A 20,054-nucleotide genomic window follows, 5' to 3' on the forward strand; every position below is an offset into this window, starting at 1 on the left:
TTAAACAGTAAACTAACATATTTTAATGTATTGTTTCAGTTCGTCAACAGAAATTTTCATTTCGCTGTCATTTCCCGATTTTGCAAGATAATAATATCCCGACTTGTCAAGAATAACATTGTATCCGTTATACGATTTTTCATCATACACTGCTTTCAAAACAGGCATAACCGAAAAGACTGTTTTATTTGTTTGCTTGTTTATAACAGACATTTCTCTTGTTTCCTTGTTATACGAAACAGAAATATTTTTAAAATAATCATCCGGAATAATAATGTTATAACTATCATCCGTTATGTAAAGCGAATAAGCTTTGTGTACAAGAATAGTCTTGTTATAAATTTTCCAATTAAGAGGCTTAACATTTTTTGGCAAGCCTTTGACTGAAACATCTGTCGGGATTTCAATTCTTCCGTCATCGTTTATATCACTTGAATTAACAAGACAACCTCTTGATGTTCCCGAGGTTCTGCCCGTAGAATAGCTGTAAAACGGTGAAACAATCGAGTTATACATATTTGACCAATAAATTACTTCCGTTCTTATACTATCGCCGTTTGAACCTATTGCATCGGCGTAAACTCTTATATCGCCTTCTGCTTTTTCAACGTTTATATTTCTGTAAGATATAACACGCGAATCAAGTTTTGTTTCTCCTTTTAGCTTAAATTCATTATTATTTACGGAATAAAGTTCAGCCTTTGCACTGGTTTTGGTTCCCGAATTGATTTCAAACATTAAAATTTCGTTGTTGCCCTTTTGCTTAAAATCAACTATAACATAATTGTTTAAATAAAAATCATCATTATTAATTTGATTAATCTCAAACTTTTTATCTTCAAATTTTAAGTTATAAACTACAAATGAATGACTGTTTGAATTTGATACAGTATTCCAGCAAACAATAATTTCATCTTTGCCGTCATTATTAACATCGGCAAAATCAAGACGATACGCATCATCACCATAACCCGATATATCGGATACAACTTCCCATTTACCGGAATATTCTTTGATTATAGCCATACGAATAGTTCCGAGATTATCGTTTGGTTCGTAAAAAGCAACCGCTTCTTCTTTATCATCACCGTCTAAATCGTAAAAATTGTAAGATGTGATATATTCACCCGACGACGGATTTTTTAGAGAATATCCGTTTGACATAAAACTGTCAAGAGCACTTTTAACATCTGCATTTTCGCCAAAAGGGGCAACTGCCGAAATCAAATCGTTAACGGAAGAAGCAAGCCTAAAACTGCAACCCGAGAATAAGGTAATGATCAAAACAATACATACAAATAGTTTTAAATATTTCATACCCATCCTCCTTTGCAGACAAAATTTATCTTAATTATAACAGATTAGTAAAATAAAATAAATAGTAAATTAAGAAAAAATAACATTTTTATTACAAAAAATAAACACCCGAGCATATATATCGGGTGTTTATAACAAAATTACTACAAAAGAAGGTGGATTGGAGCCTTTTTAAAGACATCGGTTAGAGGAGAAACAATGAAAAGAGAAACATTAATACCGACTCCATGACAGTCAATGTCATTGGTTGGAGAAACCGTTATATGTCTTCCACCTTGTATTTATTTTATGACTTAATTATACATCTTTTTCAAGTAAATTCAATAAAACAAAATGAATAATTAATGAAATTTTCGTTAATAAGCGACTTTATTCAATAGTTCCGCCACCGAGAACATACTCTCCGTCATATAAAACCACAGCCTGTCCCGGAGTAATTGCTCTGACCGGAGTGTCAAATTCAACAATAACATCGTCGCCGTCACAATATGCCGTACACGGAACTTCACGCATATTATATCGTGTTTTTGCGGCACAATTAATTTTGCCGTTTGGTTTTTCGGCAATCCAATTAAAATCGGTTGCTTTGAGTTTTGATTTATTTAAGTCATCGTTTGAGCCTAATACAACGGTATTGTTTTCAACATCCTTGCTTATAACATAAACTGGATGGCCGAGAGCAATATTAAGTCCTTTTCTTTGACCTATTGTATATCGTATCAAGCCTTTATGTTCGCCGAGGACATTGCCGCTTTTATCAACAAAATTACCGTTTGGATAAGATTTGCCCTTGTAATTCTCAATAAACTTTGAATAATCACCGTCAGGTACAAAGCAAATATCCTGACTGTCACGCTTGCGTGCATTGATAAATCCGTGTTTTTCGGCAACCTCTCTGATTTCGTCCTTGGAATATTTACCCAAAGGAAAAACAGTATGTGCAAGCTGATATTGCGTAAGCGAATAAAGAACATAGCTTTGGTCTTTTGATAAATCCTTGCCTTTTTTAAGCATATACCTACCGTTAATAAATTCAATATCGGCATAATGACCTGTAACAACACAGTCGTATTGCAATTCTTCCATACGCTTCATAAGCTTTTCAAATTTTAAATATCTGTTGCAATCAATACAAGGATTAGGCGTTCCGCCCGCTTCGTATGTTGAAATAAATTTATCAATAACTTTTTCTTCAAATTCATCTTTAAAATTGAAAACATAATAAGGCATTCCGAGTTTATACGCAACGGCCCTTGCATCTTCAATATCGTCAAGAGAACAACAGGTCTTTTCCCTGCTGATACCTATATCCTCATTGTCATACAACTTCATAGTTGCACCGATACAGTCGTATCCGCGTTCTTTCATAAAAAGAGCGGCAACGCTTGAATCTACACCGCCGCTCATTGCAATAATAGCTTTTTTCATATATCAGCCTAACTCAATCATTTTGTCTATGCAACGCTTTGCGCCGAGTCTGACATCTTCGTCAAGTTCTATTTCTTCGCCGCCTATACCTTTAACCGAATTAAGTACATCTACAATAGTAGTAAGTTTCATATTGTGGCATACAAGGTCTTTTGAAAGCGGATAAAACATCTTATCGGGACATGCAAGTTGCAAGTGAGAAACAATACTGCTTTCGGTACCGATAATAAATTCTTTGGCGTCGCTTTCCTTTGCATAATTCATTATGCCTGTTGTTGAGCCGACATAATCCGCTTCGGCAACAACCTCCGGAACGCATTCGGGATGAACAAGAAACAGAGCCTCAGGATGAGCCGCCTTTGCTTTTTTCACTTCTGAAATGCCCATTCGTGCATGTGTAGGACATCCGCCCGAAAGAAGTTTAAATTCCTTTTCGGGTAATTGCTTTGCAATGTACGAACCAAGGTTTTTATCCGGAATAAATAAAATCTTATCGGTATCAAGGCTCTTGCAAATTTTAAGCGCCGATGAAGAAGTTACACAAACATCACAAACCGTTTTCAGTTCGCTTGTGGTATTGATATAAGCAACAACAGTGTAATCCGGATATTGTTCCTTAACCTGTTCGATAAGCTCCTTATCCATCATTTCAGCCATCGGACAACCTGCGTCGCCGTTTGCAAGAATAACATTTTTATCGGGTGAAAGAATCTTTACGGTTTCTGCCATAAATCTAACACCGCACATAATAACTGTTTTGTTGGTTACTTTTGAAGCCGAAACAGACAAAGCAAAACTGTCACCTACAAAATCCGCAACTTCAAGTATATCGGGTGATTGATAGCAATGTGCTAAAATGCAAATATCTTTTTCTTTTTTTAATTTTAAAATTTCCTCTTGTATGTCTTTTAAAGCCATAACCTACTCCTAAGCATCACATATAAGATATATTTTTATTCGTGAGCATTCTTTTCCTTGAATGTGTCGGGATCGTACTCAATGCCGTTTTTATCGTAATAATCCTTAACTGCGGCTTTTATTGCTTCCTCTGCAAGCACAGAACAGTGAATTTTTACCGGAGGTAATCCGTCAAGTGCTTCAACAACTGCTTTGTTTGAAAGCTCAACAGCTTCACTTACAGGCTTACCCTTGATAAGGCAGGTAGCCATCGAACTTGATGCGATTGCAGACGCACAACCGAAAGTGTTAAACTTAACATCTGTAATAACATGATTTTCATCAATTTTAAGATAAATTTTCATAATATCGCCGCATTTAGCATTGCCTACTTCGCCTACGCCGTCAGCATCTTCAATTTTACCAACATTTCTTGGATTTGTAAAGTGATCCATTACTTTTTCTGAATATAATGCCATTATTCTACTACCTCTCCGTTTTGAATTTTCTCCCAAACAGGAGAAATTGATCTTAAATATGTTACAACCTTATGGATTGAATTGATAATAATATCCGCTTCCTCTTCAGTGTTATATTCACAAAGAGAAATACGAAGTGATCCGTGAGCACTTGCAACAGGTACGCCCATAGCCAAAAGGACATGTGACGGGTCAAGTGAACCGCTTGTACATGCAGAACCCGATGAAGAACAAATGCCGTCTTGGTCAAGAAGAAGAATAAGTCCTTCACCCTCAATGCCTTCAAAACTGAAGTTGATTGTGCCCGGAAGTCTGTTATATCTGTCACCGTTTAGCGTGTGAAGTTCAATATCTGCACATCCGTCAATAATTTTATCACGAAGTGCGCTTACATATTTTGCGTTTTTATCAAGGTTTTTAACAGCTTCTTCCATAGCGGCAGCCATGCCTACGATAGATGCCATATTTTCGGTACCTGCTCTCTTGCCGCGTTCCTGAGCACCGCCGTTAATAAGGTTTTGAAGAATGATACCTTTTCTGCAATACAAAAGGCCTACACCCTTAGGACCGTGGAACTTGTGAGCCGAAATAGAAAGCATATCAATGTTCATATCAACAACATCAATCGGAATATGTCCGAATGCCTGAACGGCATCTGTGTGGAATAAAACGCCCTTTTCTTTACATACGGCACCGATTTCCTTAACCGGTTGAATTGTGCCGACTTCATTATTTGCCGACATAATCGTAACAAGTGCTGTATCTTCCCTGATAGCATTTTTAACATCTTCTACTTTAACAATGCCGTTGTGGTATACATCAAGAAGTTCAATCTCGAAACCTTCTTTTGCAAGTTTATCAAGCGTATGAAGAACAGCGTGATGTTCAAATTTTGAAGATATAATGTGCTTTTTACCTTTTTTAGCACCGTTGTATGCGGCTGTAAGAATTGCCTGATTGTCGGCTTCACTGCCACCCGATGTAAAGTAAATTTCGTTTGGATTTGCATTTATACATTTTGCAACCCTTGCTCTTGCATCTTCAAGATGTTCCTTTGCAATTTGACCGATGTGATGGAGCGATGACGGGTTGCCGTAAATCTCCTGCATCATAGGTTTCATAGCTTCCAAAGCAGCATCCGAAAGCTGTGTGGTTGCAGCATTATCAACATAAATCGTTGCCATAATTTTAACCTGCCTTTTTTATTCCTATTAAATTTATAGGTTTTTCGTCCTATAATATATAACTTATTTCCTACTTTGTCAATAGGAAATTAAAATATTTTTTACAATAATATTCCCTGTTTTTACAAAAATATACAAAAGCCTTTCTGTTTTGAAAGGCTTAAATACATTATTTCTTATATATCACATGATAGAATTCGGTGCCGTTTACATCATAAAAATTAACTATTTCCTTAATATAATCACTTTTGTTAAATTCAGGGAAATATGTATCGGCATCTTTACATTCGGCATTAATTTCCGTTAAATAAAGATTATCCGCATAAGGCAAGAATTCTTTATATATCCTACCGCCGCCTATAATGAATACATCTTCGGCTTCGGCAATTTTCAAAGCGTCTTTTACAGAAGTAACGGTTTCTGCACCTTCGGCTTTATAATCCGGATTTGATGAAATAACAATATTTCTTCTGCCCGGAAGAGCTTTCGGAAGGGATTCAAAAGTTTTTCTGCCCATAATTACGGGATGACCCATAGTAGTTTCCTTAAAGAACTTCATATCCTCTTTAAAGTGCCATATAAGGTCATTATTTTTACCGAGTTCGAGATTTTTGCCCACAGCGGCAATCATAGAAACAGCCATACATTCTCCTTATTGTGCAATTGGAAATTTAATTTTACCAAGATGTTCGTAATTCAAAAGTTTAACATCTTTACAATCTCTTGAATTGTCAAATTCAAAGAAATCTTTAACTTCAGGATTAAGCCAAAGCTGAGGTGCAGGCAAATCACCCTGTTCGTCAAATCTTCTGATTTGTTCTTTAATACCGTCAACCTGATTAACATAAATATGTGCGTCTTTAATTGACCAATCAATCGTTCCCGGCTTTAAGCCGCAAACCTGTGCGAGCATTGAGTTAAGCACAGAATACTGAGTAACATTAAACGGAAGGCCGAGCGGTACATCACAGCTTCTTTGATGAACCCAGCAATTAAGTTTGCCGTTTGTGACATCCCATTCGCTTGACCAAACACAGCTTGGAAGAACGGCAGTATCAAGATAATCATTTTGCCAAAGAGTCATTACCAATCTTCTGTCTTCGGGATGATTTTTGATTTTATCAATTAAATTTTGAGTCATTTGGAATTTATTAACAATATAACCATAGGCTGTACCGATAGTATGTGCATATTCTTTTCCGAAAAACTTATGAACGTCTTGTTTAACAAGTTTGCCGTTTTCGTCGGGAAGCATTTGAGCGGCATTCCAATAGCCTTCTTCATCTATTTCCCATTCGTTCCAAATGTTAACATCACGCTCTTGAAGCCAACGAACATCATTTGATTGAGCCTGATATATCCAAAGCATTTCAAGAACAGCTTGTCTGATGAATAACTGTTTTGTTGTTAAAATCGGAAATTCTTCCCCGATGTCAAGTTGAAAATGATGTGACGGAACTTTAATTGTATTTATGCCTGTTCTGTTTATAACCTCAGTACCGGTAGTCAAAATTTTTTTGCAAAGACCGATATATTCCTTATCCCAAAGACTCATAATATAACCTCTTTAATTGAATTAAAAATATAATATCATAAAAAATTGAAATAGTAAATAGCAAAAAGAAAAAGCCTCGAATTTCGAGGCTTTGGTGACCCATCGGGGATTCGAACCCCGGACACCTTGATTAAAAGTCAAGTGCTCTACCTACTGAGCTAATGGATCATATAAAACTGGCTGGGGAGGCGGGATTTGAACCCACGCATGACGGAGTCAAAGTCCGTTGCCTTACCGCTTGGCTACTCCCCAATAAATAAAATGGGGTGGGATATCAGAGTCGAACTGATGACCTCCAGTGCCACAAACTGGCGCCCTAACCAACTAGGCCAATCCCACCATATATGTTGTGACATAAAAAGTGGCGCGCTGTGGGGGACTCGAACCTCCGGCCTACTGCTTAGAAGGCAGTTGCTCTATCCAGCTGAGCTAACAGCGCATATAAGTTGTTGGAGCGGGTGATGGGAATCGAACCCACGCGACCAGCTTGGAAGGCTGGGATTCTACCATTGAACTACACCCGCGTGTCACAACGGTCATTATTATATCTAATGACCGCTGAAATGTCAATACTTTTTTGATAAATTCTTAATTTATTTTTACAGAAATTTCATCTGTACCTGTAAGAGTTATCTTTTTTATATCGGTTTGTTGATTGAAAACAATAGTGTTTGCAAGCTTTTCTTCGATGTCTCTTCTTACGGCATCACGAAGTCCTCTTGCATTTTTCTTTGAGCCGTATGCTTTCTTGGCAAGGTATACGGGAACACTGTCTTCATAGACCAAATCAATACCTTTGTCTTTTAAACTTGGAACAAGTTCATCAAGCATAATTTTTGCTATCTTTTCAAAATTATCAAAAGTAAGTTTGTTGAAAATTACAATTTCATCAACTCTGCCGAGAAATTCAGGACGCAAAAATCTTTCAAGAGCTTTCATAGTAACCTCACGATTGATGTCGTCTGCCGATTTTCCAAAGCCCATAGTATTTTGGTCAGTCGAACCGGCATTAGAGGTCATAATAATTACCGTATTTTCAAAGTTAACTACCCTGCCCTGTGCGTCTGTAATTCTACCCTCGTCAAGAATCTGAAGTAAGATATTAAGAACATCCTTATGAGCTTTTTCTATCTCGTCAAAAAGGATAACGCTATACGGCTTTCTGCGTACTTTTTCTGTAAGCTGACCTGCATCGTCATAACCGACATATCCCGGAGGCGAGCCGATAATTCTTGACACGCTGAATTTTTCCATAAACTCACTCATATCAAGACGAATGAGATTATCAGGTGAATCAAAAAGAGCATTGGCAAGTTGTTTTACAAGCTCGGTTTTACCGACGCCTGTCGGACCGACAAAAATAAATGATTGCGGTCGTTTTTTAGGGCTGATTTGAATTCTGCCTCTGCGAACGGCATTTGCAACTTTCTCAATTGCTTCATCTTGACCGATAATATGAGATTTTAGTTCATTATCCAAAGAAGCAAGTTTATTAATGTCGCCTTGTTCAACCTTTGAGGCAGGTATTCCTGTCCAAAGGGAAATAACCTTTGCCAAATCGGCTTCAAGAACCTGATTATCCTTTGCTTTTTCTTCAACCTCGGGAATTTCGTTATCAATATTAATAAGCTGAGATTTAAGTTTTGAAATAAGCTCATAATCAATCTGTTCACCTTCCTCGGGAGCAGAAAGTTTATCAATATTGTCCATAATATTATTTTTCTTTTCAATGAGCATTTGGTATCTGCTTATTGCAGGATTTCGAAGATTTGCACATGTGCAAGATTCATCCAAAAGGTCAATAGCTTTATCAGGCAAATAACGGTCAGTTACAAATCTTTCGCTCATAGTAACAGCCTTATATACCAAAGAATCATTAATCTTTACTTTATGATAATCTTCATAATATCCTTTGATACCGAGAAGCATTCTGTAAGCGTCATCAATTGAAGGTTCTTCAACCTTAATCGGCTGAAATCTTCTTTCAAGTGCGGCATCTTTTTCGATATACTTTCTGTATTCGTTAAATGTTGTGGCACCGATAACCTGAATTTCACCTCGTGAAAGTGCAGGCTTCAAGATATTAGCGGCATTCATTGTGCCTTCGCTGTCGCCCGTACCCACAAGATTGTGAACTTCGTCAATAAAGAGAATAATATTGCCCTCGTGCTTTACTTCATCAACAAGGCCTTTGATTCTGCCTTCAAACTGACCTCTGAATTGAGTTCCGGCAACAAGTGCTGTAAGGTCAAGAAGATAAATTTCTTTATCCATAAGTCTTGCAGGAACCTCACCTTTGGCAATTTTAATAGCCAAGCCCTCCGCAATAGCGGTTTTACCAACACCCGGTTCACCGATAAGACAAGGGTTGTTTTTTGTTCTTCTGCAAAGAATTTGAATTGCACGCTCAATTTCGCTGTCTCTGCCGATAATGTTGTCTATTTTGCCTTTTTTAGCTTTGTCGGTAAGATTATTGCAATAATTATTTAAAAACTTTCTTGCTTCGTCCTGTGACTTTTTATGATTTTTTCTTCCTTTTTGTTTCGATGAAGAATTACCCGACGGTTCTTCACCTGTAAGACTGCTCATCATTTCGGCAAAAGGCATTGTTTGAGCACCGTCTGAATTTTCAGGATTAAACATTGCTCCGATGTCGCCGAAGTCAAAGTCATCCATATTTTCCATAAACATGCCCATTTGCTCACTTGCCTGCTCGAGTTCGTCTTCACTTATGCCCATTTTTTCCATAAGGCCCTGAATAGGTCCCATATCGACATTCAGCTCTTTGGCACATTTGTAGCAAAGGCCTTCGGGTTTCATAACGCCGTCTTCCATTTTTTGAATAAACACAATAGCAGGTCTTTCGCCGCATCGTGTACACATTGGTTGTTTCATTCGATGTATAATCTCCTAAAGTTATTTGTTTGATTTATTCTCCTTGATTTGCTTAATAAAGCCCGGAGCATAGCCGAACAATGATACAAATGCAAGAATAACAGATATAATTACCATTCCGTAAATAACAGGTGTCGGCAAAGCCTTAAAGAACCAGTGACCGACCAAAGCACCGTTTGGACCGACAGCAATAATGGCAATCATAAATATATAAAATACAGTTGTGGCAACCTTGCCCCACATTTCAGCCGCTACAGGGCGCAAGCCTTTTGCAAGAAGCAAACCACCGCCGATAACCATAATAAGTTCTTTTGCTATAAACAAGAAAAGCAAATATTTAAGCGGACCGTCAAACGACCAAAACTTAACAATCAAAATGATAACGATTGCTACCTGTGAGAGTTTGTCTGCAATTGGGTCAAGAATTTTGCCGAGATTGGATACCATATTGTACTTTCTTGCAATTTTACCGTCAATCAAATCGGTTAAAGCAGCGATTATCATAAGTACAAAAGCAGGTATGTATTTTTCTTTGATAAAAAGAATTGAAAAAACAGGAATAAGAGCAATTCTCAAAAAGCTCAACCAGTTTGGAATAGTATTCCAATTTTCAAAAAGTTCGTTTACATTCTCTTTAAATTTGCTCATATTATTCCCTCCGTAATCACATTAAATGGATTATAGTTGAGTAACAGTTGATAAAGCTGACTGTCGGCAGCTGTTTTTAAAAATTGATTACTTGCAAAGTTCGGAATACCTAAAAGATAAGTAATAACGCTAACAAACACAAAAACCACAAGAGCACCTTTAAGCATACCGAAAACCAATCCCAAAAGTCTGTCTGTAAAAACAGCAAAACTCTTTTTCTTGTTTTCTTTTCTTTTATCTTTGTTTTTTCTTCTTATATGATGAATAATTGCACCCGTAATTCCAAAGAAAAGTATAAAAACAATTACAAAAATCAAAACTTTGAGAATTCCTATTATAACAGGTTCAAAAAGTTCATTTGCTATATTTTGTGAAATATTGTTTGAAGAAAGTTTTAACGAAGAAACATCAATACTGTTTTTAATATAATTAGGAAGCGAATCAACAGTATTATTGATATTGGTCATAATTTCATCAATATTTGACGATGTTACTATTTTTTCATTTACAGTATTTTGAACCCTTTCTTGCAAAAAATTATCATATATAGGTTGAGATAATCTGTCTGTTGAAAATATACATAAAGAAAATCCCAATACATATCTGATAAAATTAACAAGGGTTATAAAAATTCCCTTTTGTTGACCTATTATTCCGAAAAGCAAAAGTATTCCGACAATAATTAAGTCAACATAATTAACCGTATAATTAAATATTGTCATATTATTTATCCTTCTTATCGGCTGTATCAATACATTGACCATACTGAATATATATTTTTGAAGATATTGTATATGCACTGTTAACCGAACCGTCACACTTTACAGATTGCTTTTTATCGCCTTTTGTAAGTGAATATACATCAATCCGATTATGGAACAAAACAGTTATTTCGTTTGAATTTGAACTGATAAACTTTGAGTTTTCTTTTAATGTTATACTTGTTTTGATTTTGCCGTTTGATTTTACATAATCAAGCTTTGATTTTGAAGAATTCGAAAAATCACCATAATTTATAACAAGTTCGTTTGAAGAAGTATAGCAATAGTTGATGGTTGAAATAGTGCCCTGTTTAAAAATATATTCGGCGTTTTTTGATGATTTTACCAAAGATAAAAATGTGTCACCGACAACATATAAATTATCCGAATCGGAAAAATGCAAATCAAGGACATTGGCTTTATTATATTCGATTTTAAACAATTCGTTTTTATCGGAAACGCTTAATATATGTACTGTTGAAGACAAAAAAGCATTTTGAGAATTTACGCTTGTATATGCAATCTTTGTGGCGTTTGAATTAACTGCCAAAGACGTAACATATCCGTCGTTAACATCATACTCAAGTTTTTTGTTCTCATTTTTGTTTATAACAACAATTTTGGATTTTGAATCATCACAAAAAGAAGAATAAACTATTGTACCGTTTTTTGCAACTTCTGCCGTAATAATATTACGGTCGAGTGTTTTTTCATACAGATTTTCAGAAGTTGAATCCAGTCTGACTCTCGTACCGCCTCGGTCAAATAAACATGTATAATTGCCGTTTGACTTTAATACGGGAGAAGCATATCCGTGATCAAATGAATATGATTCCTTTGCGGTTGACGGATCTAAAGATACAACACCGGTATCGCTGAGGACATAAAATTTGCCGTTTATAAGCTGAAGATTAGCATCCTTTCTGATGTCAATCGTATACGGAAAATCATTGTTTGCTACCGAGCTTGACAGATTTGCTGCGTTCACCTTGTTTTTTATATCGGCAAAATCTATTTCGCATACTTTCATAACAATAAGAAGCAAAACGAAAATTCCGAGAATAATCCAAACAACCTTTTTAGCTTTATTCTCTTTTAATTTTTTTCTTTCTATTCTTTGATTTTCTCTTTCGTTACTTGGCATAATAACTCCTAATAACTCACATTGTTTAAATAAAGACCTTGAGGCGGTGCGGTTTTGCCCGCCTTTTTTCTGTCTTTTGAAAGAATAATGTTTTTTAATTCTCCGCTCTTAATTTTCCCTTCGGAAACGAAAAGCAGTGTACCTACCATAATACGAACCATATTATATAAAAATCCGTCGCCGCAAACCTTAAAATATACAAAGTCATCCTCACGCCAAACCTTGCAGGAATATATTTCTCTAACGGTATCCTCAACATCGGATTTAATACTGCAAAAGCCGGAATAATCATATTTACCCACAAAAGCCTGAGCCTCGTTGTTTAAGTATTCGGCATTAATATTCCACCTATACCACAATGCATATTTTGCATAAAAAGGATTGCGATATTTGCCGTTGTAAATTTTGTAAATATATTCTTTTGATTTGCAATTATATCTTGGGTGAAAATCCATATCGACTTCCTTGCAATCATACGCTGCCACATCTTCGGGAAGATAAGTATTAAGTGCCAATATGACGCTTTCGTTTGATATATTCATATCTGTATCAAATGATATACAATACATATTTGCATGAACGCCGCTGTCTGTTCGGCTGCAACCCTTTACATCAAGTCGTTCTCCAAACACCTTTTGAACAGCGTTTTGAAAGACTTCCTGAACAGTCAAAGCATTGCTTTGCACCTGATAGCCGTGATAAGCGGAACCGTCATATCGGATTGTAACAAGTAATCTTCTCATATAACCTTAAACATAAATATTCTTGCAAGAATTATACCTACAAAATAAATAATTGACAAAATAAGCAAAACATAATCCGTTGCGGACATTTTCATTACTTTCATTTTAGTTCTGCCGTTACCGCCACGATAGCAACGACATTCCATAGCGTATTCAAGCTCGTTTGCCCGCCTGAAAGACGACACAAAAAGCGGAATCATAACAGGTACAACAGCCTTAACTCTTTTTAATATTCCACCGCTTTCCATATCTGCTCCCCTGCTCTTTTGAGCCGACATAATTTTATCCACCTCTTCCACAAGAGTAGGTATAAAACGAAGTGCAATTGTCATTGTCATTGCAATTGAATGAACATCAATTTTAAACAATTTCAGCGGTTTCATAAGCGATTCCATTGCGTCGGTTAAAGCCGTAGGTGTAGTTGTATATGTTAAAATCAAACCGAACACAACAAGAATTATAATTCTGAGTGCCATAAAAATCGAATTATTAATTCCGTTTTCCGTAATCTTTAAAAATCCAAGTTTTACAAGAGGTTCACCCGAGCCGTAAAAAAGATTAAGTACGGTTGTAAACAGAACAATAACTATAATCGGTTTTAACCCTTTAAGCATAACCTTAGGTTTGATTTTTGATATAATGCCGATAACAATCGAAAGCAAAAGTGCAAAACCCATAGTATAATAGTTTCTGCACAAAAAGACAGACACCATAAGCAGCAGAGTAATAATTATTTTAACTCTTGCATCGGTTTTGTGAATTAAAGAATCTCCGGGCAGATACTGACCTATTGTTACATCAATCACAGCAGTACCTCCTTATTATTCCTGAGCCTCTCAAACTCTTTAACACCTTGTTCAACTGTATAAATATCGGTTTTACAATCAACGCCCATATCATGAAGTTTTAAGAACACATCGGTTACTTCAGGAACATTCAGACCCATTGTCTTGAGTTCCTTACCTCTTGAGTAAACCTCATCAACTGTGCCGAACATAGCAACTTTGCTGTCATTAAAAACAAGAACTTTATCGGCTATTTTGGCAACATCCTCCATAGAATGTGAAACAAAAAGAACTGTATTACCCGATTTGCTTTGATAGTTCTTTACAAGGTCTAAAATAACATTTCTGCCATTTGGGTCGAGTCCAGCACAAGGTTCATCCAAAATAAGCACCTGCGGTTTCATAGCGATAATTGAAGCAATAGCCACTCTACGCTTTTGACCGCCCGATAAATCAAACGGTGATTTGTTTTCCGTATTTCTGTCAAGACCGACATATTCCATACTTTCGTACACACGGTTTTTTATTTCTTCGTCATCAAGTCCCATTTGTTTGGGACCGAAAGCGATTTCTTTAAAAATTGTTTCTTCAAATATTTGATGCTCCGGATACTGAAAGCAAAGACCGACAGCAAAACGAACCTGACGAATATTTTCCTTATTTTCTTTTGACCAAATATCTTTGCCGTTAACCGTTACAATGCCGTCAGTCGGCTTTAAAAGTCCGTTTAAATGCTGAATGAATGTTGACTTGCCGGAGCCGGTATGACCGATTATACCGATAATCTCGTTTTCCTGAGCGCAAAAATCAACGCCGTCAACGGCACAAAACTCAAACGGAGTACCTATGCCGTAAATAAATTTTAAGTTTTTGCACTCTAAAATTGCCATTAGTTTTCTCTCATTAAATAATTATATAATACTTCGGCACATTCGTCCGAATTCAAAACGGTTTGTTCCGTCTTTAAGCCCAATTCATACACAAGTTCTGTGGATTGTGGTACCTCAAGCGACAAGGATTTCATCTTGTCAACATCGGCAAAAACCTCTCTCGGTGTACCGTCAAGCATAATTTTGCCGTTATCCATAACAACAACCCTGTCTGCTTTAACGGCTTCATCCATATAGTGTGTTATAAGAACTATTGTTATGCCCTCGTTTTTATTGAGGTTCATAATTGTGTCAATAACTTCTTTTCTGCCGTTCGGGTCAAGCATTGCCGTAGGCTCATCAAGTATAATGCACTTCGGTTTCATTGCAATTATACCGGCAACGGCAACTCTTTGCTTTTGACCGCCCGAAAGTTTTGACGGAGTTTTAAGCCTGTACTCATACATTCCGACAGTTTTAAGAGCTTCGTCAACTCTTTTTCTGCACTCGTCGGCAGGAACACCGAGGTTTTCAACGCCGAATGCAACATCTTCTTCAACAATAGAAGAAACAATTTGATTGTCGGGATTTTGGAAAACCATACCGGCATCCCGTCTTATATCGTAAATACTATCGTCATTTTTTGCAACTTTGCCGTTAACGGTAACCGTTCCGCTGTCGGCAAACAAAATACCGTTTGTAAGCTTGGCAACCGTTGATTTGCCTGAACCGTTATGACCGAGAATTGCAACAAACGAACCCTGCTCAATTGAAAGGTTAAATTCTTTAAGCACAGGAACACTTACGGGATTATCCTTTTCATCAGTGGTTTGATATGAGAACGAAACATTATCAAATTTTATTAATTCCATATATCAAGCCTTCCAAATAGCTGTTGTTCCGCACGGAAGTACACCGCCGTTTGCAGTAACCGGCAAGCCGATTTCGTCTGCTTCAACGCTTCCGCCGTGTTTTGATGTGATAACATCATCAAGTATGTATTTCATAACGGATGCCGAAAGTCCCGTTGTGTAAGAATTAAGAATAACTGCAATAGGCTCATCCGAAAGAACCTTTTCAACTTCAAGCATAAAGTCGTACAAGCATTCTTCAAGATGCCAAATTTCACCCTTTGGACCTCTGCCGTATGACGGAGGGTCAAGAATTATGATGTCATATTTATTTTCGCGTCGTTGCTCTCTTTTTACAAATTTAATGCAATCGTCAACAATCCATCTAACATCGCCGTCGGCAACACCCGAAGCCTGTGCATTTTCTTTTGCCCAATTTGTCATACCCTTTGAAGCGTCAACATGCACAACGCTTGCCCCTTCTTTGAGGCAGGCAACGGTTGCCGCACCGGTATAAGCAAACAAATTGAGAACCTTAACCTGTTCTTTATCGGAATTTTTAATAAGTTCTCTTACATAATCCCAATTAACAGCTTGTTCCGGGAACAAACCTGTGTGCTTAAAGCCCATTGTTTTAATGTTAAATGTTAAATCCTTATATCTAACCTGCCATGCAGACGGCATATGCGAAAACACCTGCCATTTGCCGCCGCCTGTTTTTGAACGGACATATCTTGCATTTGGTTGATACCATAATTTATGATTTTTTTCGCTTTTCCAAATGACCTGCGGGTCAGGTCTTATAAGAATTTCTCTTGTCCATCGCTCAAGCTTTTCACCGCATGAGCAATCGATTAATTCATAGTCTTTCCAATCTTTTGAATATCTCATTACGAAAGTCTTTCCTTAACTACCTCGGCAATTTGCTCGCCGAGCTTTTGTATATGATTAATATCCTTGCCTTCAAGCATAACTCTGACCAAAGGCTCCGTTCCGCTTACTCTGACAAGTACGCGACCGTCGCCCATCAGTTCCATTTCTGCCTTTTGAGTTGCGGCAATAATATATTCATCGTTATTATATTTTTTCTTACCTTCGGCAGAAACCTTAACATTGATAAGTACCTGAGGATAAACCTGCATTACCGAAGCAAGTTCCGATAGCTTTTTACCGCTTTTTACAACGGTTTCAAGAAGCTGAACACCGGACAATTCACCGTCACCGGTTGTGGCATAATCAAGAAAAATTACATGTCCCGATTGTTCGCCGCCGATATTATAGCCTTCTTTAAGCATTTTTTCAAGAACATATCTGTCACCTACGGCTGTTTTTTCACAATTAATGTTATTAGCTTCACAGAACTTGAAAAAGCCCATGTTACTCATTACAGTTACAACGGCAGTATCTTTTTTAAGTTTGCCCTCTTCTTTCATTTTAGAAGCACAAACGGCAATTACCTTATCGCCGTCAACAAGTTCTCCGTTTTCATCAACAGCAAGCATTCTGTCTGCATCGCCGTCAAAGGCAAGGCCCAAATCAAGGCCTGCATCCTTGACAAACTTCATAAGCTCTTCAGGATGAGTTGAACCGCATTTATCGTTAATATTTACTCCGTCAGGAGTGTCCGAAAGCATAAAACATTTTGCACCGAGTGAAGTGAAAATCTCTTTTGCACACACGCTTGCGGAACCGTTTGCACAATCAAGTGCAATTTTAAGTCCGTCAAATTTTGCATCTGTTGTGCCGACAACATGCTCAATATAGTCCTTAACGGCGGATTTGCATTTTGTCGCATTACCGACTTCACCACCGATTTTATATTCGATTTTTTCGGATTTATCAAGAATTATTGCTTCAATCTCTTCTTCAAGAGAATCATCAAGCTTGTAACCTGATTTTTGAAAAATCTTAATTCCGTTATATTCACAAGGATTGTGTGAAGCGGAAATCATAATACCGGCCTCACATTCATACAATCCCACAAGATATGCAACTGCAGGAGTAGGAACAATTCCTACCGAAAGGACATTACATCCCACACTGCAAAGACCTGCGGTAAGAGCGGCTTCAAGCATATCACCGGATGCTCTTGTGTCTTTACCGATAAGAACTGTCGGTTTTGCACTTTTTGACTCTTTAAGCAAAACTGTTGCCGCAGCCGAGCCGATTTGCATTGCGAGTTCATTGGTTAAATCTTTGTTTGCAATTCCTCTTACACCGTCTGTACCGAATAATCTGCCCATAACATAGCTCCTTATAAATCAAATGATTGTTGCGGATTGTCTGTATTATTCTTTTCTATTCCGAGATGTTTATAACCTGCCGGGGTAACAATTCTGCCCCTTGGTGTTCTTGCCAAAAATCCGATTTGCATAAGATACGGCTCATAAACATCCTCGATTGTAACCGATTCTTCACCGATAGCGGCAGAAATCGTTTCAAGTCCGACAGGACCGCCGTTGTAATTCTTAACCATTGTTGTTAACAATCTGCGGTCGATTGAATCAAGTCCGAGTTCGTCAATTTCCATACTGTTGAGTGCGGAAGCCGCCGCTTCGGCAGTAATTACGCCGTCGTATTTTACTTCGGCAAAATCTCTGCTTCGTTTTAACAAGCGGTTTGCAATACGGGGAGTTCCTCTTGAACGGCTTGCAATTTGATATGCCCCCTCATCATCAACAGGAATGTTGAGGATTTTTGACGATCTTTTAACTATTTGCGAAAGTTCCTCAGGAGTGTACATTTCAAGTCGAAGTATAACGCCGAATCTGTCACGGAGCGGAGCAGAAAGCTGGCCTGCTCTTGTTGTGGCACCGATAAGTGTAAATTTCGGCAAGCTCAACTGATAGCTTCTTGCACTCGGTCCTTTGCCTATAATAATGTCAATCTTGCCGTCTTCCATTGCGGGATAGAGAATTTCCTCAACCGTTCTGTTAAGTCGATGAATTTCATCTATAAAAAGGACATCGCCCTGTTCAAGATTTGAAAGGATTGCAACCAAATCGCCCTGTTTTTCAATAGCAGGTCCGGAAGTAACACGAATGTTAACGCCCATCTCGTTTGCAACAATACCGGCAAGAGTTGTTTTACCGAGTCCCGGAGGACCGTAAAAAAGGACATGGTCAAGTGATTCGCCACGCTGTTTTGCGGCTTTTATATATATCGAAAGATTTTCCTTTGCCTTTTCCTGTCCGACATAATCGGTCAGTTGTTTTGGTCTTAAAGAATTTTCTATATCCTCATCGGCAGGTGTATATTCCGGAGCCGACATACGATTTTCAAAATCATATTCAAATTCGTTTTCTATCATAATTTCACCTGTTATAAATTAGCCGAAAGACTTTGAAGTCCTTTTCTTATCATATCGTCAACAGACATATTTGGGTCAAGCTTGCCGACAACAAGAGCCGCATCGGACTGATTAAACCCAAGAGAAACAAGTACTTCAATAGCCTCCGATGAATTACTGCCGACAACGGCAGACTGAATGTTATCAACAACGGCGGCAGTTTCACCTCCGGCTACAACATTCATCTTATCTTTAAGCTCAAGCACAATGCGTTCGGCTGTTTTTTTACCGACACCCTGTGCCGCCTGAATAGATTTGACATCACCGCACGATACGGCAACCGCAAGTCTGTCGGGAGCCAAAGCAGACAAAATAGATATTGCCGCTTTAGGACCTACTCCGCTCACCGAAATTAAGAGTTTAAATGCTTCAAGTTCGTTTGGTGTTGCAAATCCGTACAAATCCATAGCGTCTTCTCTTATGCTCATATAAGTTAAAAGTTTTACTTCTGTTCCGATTGATGTAAGTGAAGTTATTGTGGTAGTGCTTGCAAAGCATTTAAAGCCGACTCCGCCGCATTCTACAACCGCAAATGTCGGCTCAATATATGTAAGCGTACCCTTTAAGCTGTAAATCATTGTTTTTCTCCAAAATTAATCATATTATTAATTTTATTCATAGCAGAGCCACTGCAGTGTGCGTGACAAATAGCCATAGCCAAAGCATCGGCTGTATCATCGGGCTTCGGAATAGACGGAAGATTGAGAATACTTTTTGTCATTTCCATAACCTGCTTTTTTTCTGCTCTGCCGTATCCGGTAACCGATTGCTTTACCTGAAGAGGCGTATATTCATAAATATCTTTCATATTCATTTGAGCCGCAAGAGTAATTACTCCCCTCGCCTGTGCAACATCAATAACGGTTTTTTGATTGGAATTGTAAAACAATTTTTCCATACTCATAACTTCAGGCTTATACTTTTCAAAGATGTAGCACATATCGTTGTATATTGTTTGAAGCCGTTGAGGAAACGGAGAATCGGCAGGAGTTGTTATTGCACCGTAGCCCAACACTCTAAAATGAGAATGAGAATATTCAATTACTCCCCATCCGACTATGGCATAACCGGGGTCGATTCCCAAAATAACCATCAAAAAACGCTCTTTCACACAATATTTTTGATATTATAACACATAAATATCATTCT

Annotated in this window: 20 protein-coding genes and 5 tRNA genes; all 25 read right to left on the bottom strand. The window is 37.6% G+C overall.

What is annotated here, in order from left to right; all coding sequences use genetic code 11:
• Positions 1–12: 12 nt before the first annotated feature.
• The gene (locus Q0E08_RS02585; RefSeq protein ID WP_294775970.1) at positions 13–1,317 is read right to left on the bottom strand and encodes a VCBS repeat-containing protein; all 1,305 of its coding nucleotides are present in this window, start codon (positions 1,315–1,317) and stop codon (positions 13–15) included.
• Positions 1,318–1,686: 369 nt separating this feature from the next.
• Entirely contained in the window at positions 1,687–2,745 is a 1,059-nt protein-coding gene (mnmA, locus tag Q0E08_RS02590) for a tRNA 2-thiouridine(34) synthase MnmA (protein ID WP_294775973.1), read from the bottom strand.
• A 3-nt stretch (positions 2,746–2,748) separates the two neighbouring features.
• Positions 2,749–3,663, bottom strand: a complete 915-nt coding sequence (gene nadA, locus Q0E08_RS02595) for a quinolinate synthase NadA (protein WP_294775976.1) — start codon at positions 3,661–3,663, stop codon at positions 2,749–2,751.
• Positions 3,664–3,698: 35 nt separating this feature from the next.
• Complete coding sequence (gene nifU, locus Q0E08_RS02600) at positions 3,699–4,121, bottom strand: Fe-S cluster assembly scaffold protein NifU (RefSeq protein WP_294775979.1); 423 nt, start codon at positions 4,119–4,121, stop codon at positions 3,699–3,701.
• Positions 4,121–5,305 carry a cysteine desulfurase NifS gene (nifS, locus tag Q0E08_RS02605; RefSeq protein ID WP_294775981.1) on the bottom strand — a complete coding sequence of 395 codons (1,185 nt, stop codon included), beginning with the start codon at positions 5,303–5,305 and terminating at the stop codon, positions 4,121–4,123. The genes nifU and nifS overlap by 1 nt, the downstream gene beginning before the upstream one ends.
• A 169-nt stretch (positions 5,306–5,474) precedes the next feature.
• Positions 5,475–5,948 (bottom strand): dihydrofolate reductase, encoded by a 474-nt coding sequence (locus tag Q0E08_RS02610; protein WP_294775984.1) that lies wholly within the window; start codon positions 5,946–5,948, stop codon positions 5,475–5,477.
• Between the two features lie 9 nt (positions 5,949–5,957).
• Entirely contained in the window at positions 5,958–6,860 is a 903-nt protein-coding gene (thyA, locus tag Q0E08_RS02615) for a thymidylate synthase (protein WP_294775987.1), read from the bottom strand.
• 92 nt (positions 6,861–6,952) lie between these two features.
• A tRNA-Lys gene (locus Q0E08_RS02620) sits at positions 6,953–7,028 on the bottom strand.
• Positions 7,029–7,037: 9 nt separating this feature from the next.
• A tRNA-Gln gene (locus Q0E08_RS02625) sits at positions 7,038–7,112 on the bottom strand.
• A gap of 10 nt (positions 7,113–7,122) precedes the next feature.
• Positions 7,123–7,199 (bottom strand) — tRNA-His (locus Q0E08_RS02630).
• Positions 7,200–7,222: 23 nt separating this feature from the next.
• Positions 7,223–7,299: transfer RNA gene (locus Q0E08_RS02635), tRNA-Arg, on the bottom strand.
• 11 nt (positions 7,300–7,310) lie between these two features.
• Positions 7,311–7,384 (bottom strand) — tRNA-Gly (locus tag Q0E08_RS02640).
• A gap of 64 nt (positions 7,385–7,448) precedes the next feature.
• Entirely contained in the window at positions 7,449–9,755 is a 2,307-nt protein-coding gene (locus tag Q0E08_RS02645; protein WP_294775989.1) for an ATP-dependent Clp protease ATP-binding subunit, read from the bottom strand.
• 21 nt (positions 9,756–9,776) lie between these two features.
• Positions 9,777–10,403 (bottom strand): CDP-alcohol phosphatidyltransferase family protein, encoded by a 627-nt coding sequence (locus Q0E08_RS02650; RefSeq protein WP_294775992.1) that lies wholly within the window; start codon positions 10,401–10,403, stop codon positions 9,777–9,779.
• A complete protein-coding gene (locus Q0E08_RS02655; RefSeq protein ID WP_367118514.1) occupies positions 10,400–11,068 on the bottom strand; it encodes a CvpA family protein in 669 nt (222 codons plus the stop codon). The genes Q0E08_RS02650 and Q0E08_RS02655 overlap by 4 nt, the downstream gene beginning before the upstream one ends.
• A 58-nt stretch (positions 11,069–11,126) precedes the next feature.
• Complete coding sequence (locus Q0E08_RS02660; protein ID WP_294775998.1) at positions 11,127–12,308, bottom strand: DUF5711 family protein; 1,182 nt, start codon at positions 12,306–12,308, stop codon at positions 11,127–11,129.
• An 8-nt stretch (positions 12,309–12,316) separates the two neighbouring features.
• Positions 12,317–13,051, bottom strand: a complete 735-nt coding sequence (gene truA / locus Q0E08_RS02665) for a tRNA pseudouridine(38-40) synthase TruA (protein WP_294776000.1) — start codon at positions 13,049–13,051, stop codon at positions 12,317–12,319.
• Positions 13,048–13,857 (bottom strand): energy-coupling factor transporter transmembrane protein EcfT, encoded by an 810-nt coding sequence (locus tag Q0E08_RS02670; RefSeq protein WP_294776002.1) that lies wholly within the window; start codon positions 13,855–13,857, stop codon positions 13,048–13,050. The genes truA and Q0E08_RS02670 overlap by 4 nt, the downstream gene beginning before the upstream one ends.
• Positions 13,854–14,726 carry an energy-coupling factor transporter ATPase gene (locus Q0E08_RS02675; protein WP_294776004.1) on the bottom strand — a complete coding sequence of 291 codons (873 nt, stop codon included), beginning with the start codon at positions 14,724–14,726 and terminating at the stop codon, positions 13,854–13,856. The genes Q0E08_RS02670 and Q0E08_RS02675 overlap by 4 nt, the downstream gene beginning before the upstream one ends.
• Positions 14,726–15,577: an energy-coupling factor transporter ATPase gene (locus Q0E08_RS02680; protein WP_294776007.1), complete on the bottom strand. Its 852-nt coding sequence runs from the start codon at positions 15,575–15,577 to the stop codon at positions 14,726–14,728. Before Q0E08_RS02680 ends, Q0E08_RS02675 begins: the two co-directional genes overlap by 1 nt.
• Before the next feature lie 3 nt (positions 15,578–15,580).
• Positions 15,581–16,447: a class I SAM-dependent methyltransferase gene (locus Q0E08_RS02685; protein ID WP_294776010.1), complete on the bottom strand. Its 867-nt coding sequence runs from the start codon at positions 16,445–16,447 to the stop codon at positions 15,581–15,583.
• Positions 16,447–17,799 (bottom strand): phosphoglucosamine mutase, encoded by a 1,353-nt coding sequence (gene glmM, locus Q0E08_RS02690; protein WP_294776013.1) that lies wholly within the window; start codon positions 17,797–17,799, stop codon positions 16,447–16,449. Before glmM ends, Q0E08_RS02685 begins: the two co-directional genes overlap by 1 nt.
• A gap of 11 nt (positions 17,800–17,810) precedes the next feature.
• A complete protein-coding gene (gene ruvB, locus Q0E08_RS02695; protein ID WP_294776016.1) occupies positions 17,811–18,866 on the bottom strand; it encodes a Holliday junction branch migration DNA helicase RuvB in 1,056 nt (351 codons plus the stop codon).
• 11 nt (positions 18,867–18,877) lie between these two features.
• Complete coding sequence (gene ruvA / locus Q0E08_RS02700; protein ID WP_294776019.1) at positions 18,878–19,483, bottom strand: Holliday junction branch migration protein RuvA; 606 nt, start codon at positions 19,481–19,483, stop codon at positions 18,878–18,880.
• The gene (ruvC, locus tag Q0E08_RS02705) at positions 19,480–19,998 is read right to left on the bottom strand and encodes a crossover junction endodeoxyribonuclease RuvC (protein ID WP_294776022.1); all 519 of its coding nucleotides are present in this window, start codon (positions 19,996–19,998) and stop codon (positions 19,480–19,482) included. The genes ruvA and ruvC overlap by 4 nt, the downstream gene beginning before the upstream one ends.
• Positions 19,999–20,054: the final 56 nt, after the last annotated feature.

It is taken from the genome of uncultured Eubacterium sp. (assembly GCF_934561735.1).
Taxonomy (GTDB): Bacteria; Bacillota; Clostridia; order Oscillospirales; family Acutalibacteraceae; genus Eubacterium_R.

Bases quoted from the DNA above. Each gene is read 5' to 3' on its own strand.
- truA (WP_294776000.1), bottom strand. From the start codon at position 13,051: ATGAGAAGATTACTTGTTACAATCCGATATGACGGTTCCGCTTATCAC.
- Q0E08_RS02660 (WP_294775998.1), bottom strand. From the start codon at position 12,308: ATGCCAAGTAACGAAAGAGAAAATCAAAGAATAGAAAGAAAAAAATTA.
- Q0E08_RS02685 (WP_294776010.1), bottom strand. From the start codon at position 16,447: ATGAGATATTCAAAAGATTGGAAAGACTATGAATTAATCGATTGCTCA.
- glmM (WP_294776013.1), bottom strand. From the start codon at position 17,799: ATGGGCAGATTATTCGGTACAGACGGTGTAAGAGGAATTGCAAACAAA.
- Q0E08_RS02645 (WP_294775989.1), bottom strand. From the start codon at position 9,755: ATGAAACAACCAATGTGTACACGATGCGGCGAAAGACCTGCTATTGTG.
- ruvC (WP_294776022.1), bottom strand. From the start codon at position 19,998: ATGGTTATTTTGGGAATCGACCCCGGTTATGCCATAGTCGGATGGGGA.
- ruvB (WP_294776016.1), bottom strand. From the start codon at position 18,866: ATGATAGAAAACGAATTTGAATATGATTTTGAAAATCGTATGTCGGCT.
- Q0E08_RS02585 (WP_294775970.1), bottom strand. From the start codon at position 1,317: ATGAAATATTTAAAACTATTTGTATGTATTGTTTTGATCATTACCTTA.
- Q0E08_RS02675 (WP_294776004.1), bottom strand. From the start codon at position 14,726: ATGGCAATTTTAGAGTGCAAAAACTTAAAATTTATTTACGGCATAGGT.
- nadA (WP_294775976.1), bottom strand. From the start codon at position 3,663: ATGGCTTTAAAAGACATACAAGAGGAAATTTTAAAATTAAAAAAAGAA.
- thyA (WP_294775987.1), bottom strand. From the start codon at position 6,860: ATGAGTCTTTGGGATAAGGAATATATCGGTCTTTGCAAAAAAATTTTG.
- Q0E08_RS02610 (WP_294775984.1), bottom strand. From the start codon at position 5,948: ATGGCTGTTTCTATGATTGCCGCTGTGGGCAAAAATCTCGAACTCGGT.
- Q0E08_RS02650 (WP_294775992.1), bottom strand. From the start codon at position 10,403: ATGAGCAAATTTAAAGAGAATGTAAACGAACTTTTTGAAAATTGGAAT.
- nifU (WP_294775979.1), bottom strand. From the start codon at position 4,121: ATGGCATTATATTCAGAAAAAGTAATGGATCACTTTACAAATCCAAGA.
- mnmA (WP_294775973.1), bottom strand. From the start codon at position 2,745: ATGAAAAAAGCTATTATTGCAATGAGCGGCGGTGTAGATTCAAGCGTT.
- Q0E08_RS02680 (WP_294776007.1), bottom strand. From the start codon at position 15,577: ATGGAATTAATAAAATTTGATAATGTTTCGTTCTCATATCAAACCACT.
- ruvA (WP_294776019.1), bottom strand. From the start codon at position 19,483: ATGATTTACAGCTTAAAGGGTACGCTTACATATATTGAGCCGACATTT.
- nifS (WP_294775981.1), bottom strand. From the start codon at position 5,305: ATGGCAACGATTTATGTTGATAATGCTGCAACCACACAGCTTTCGGAT.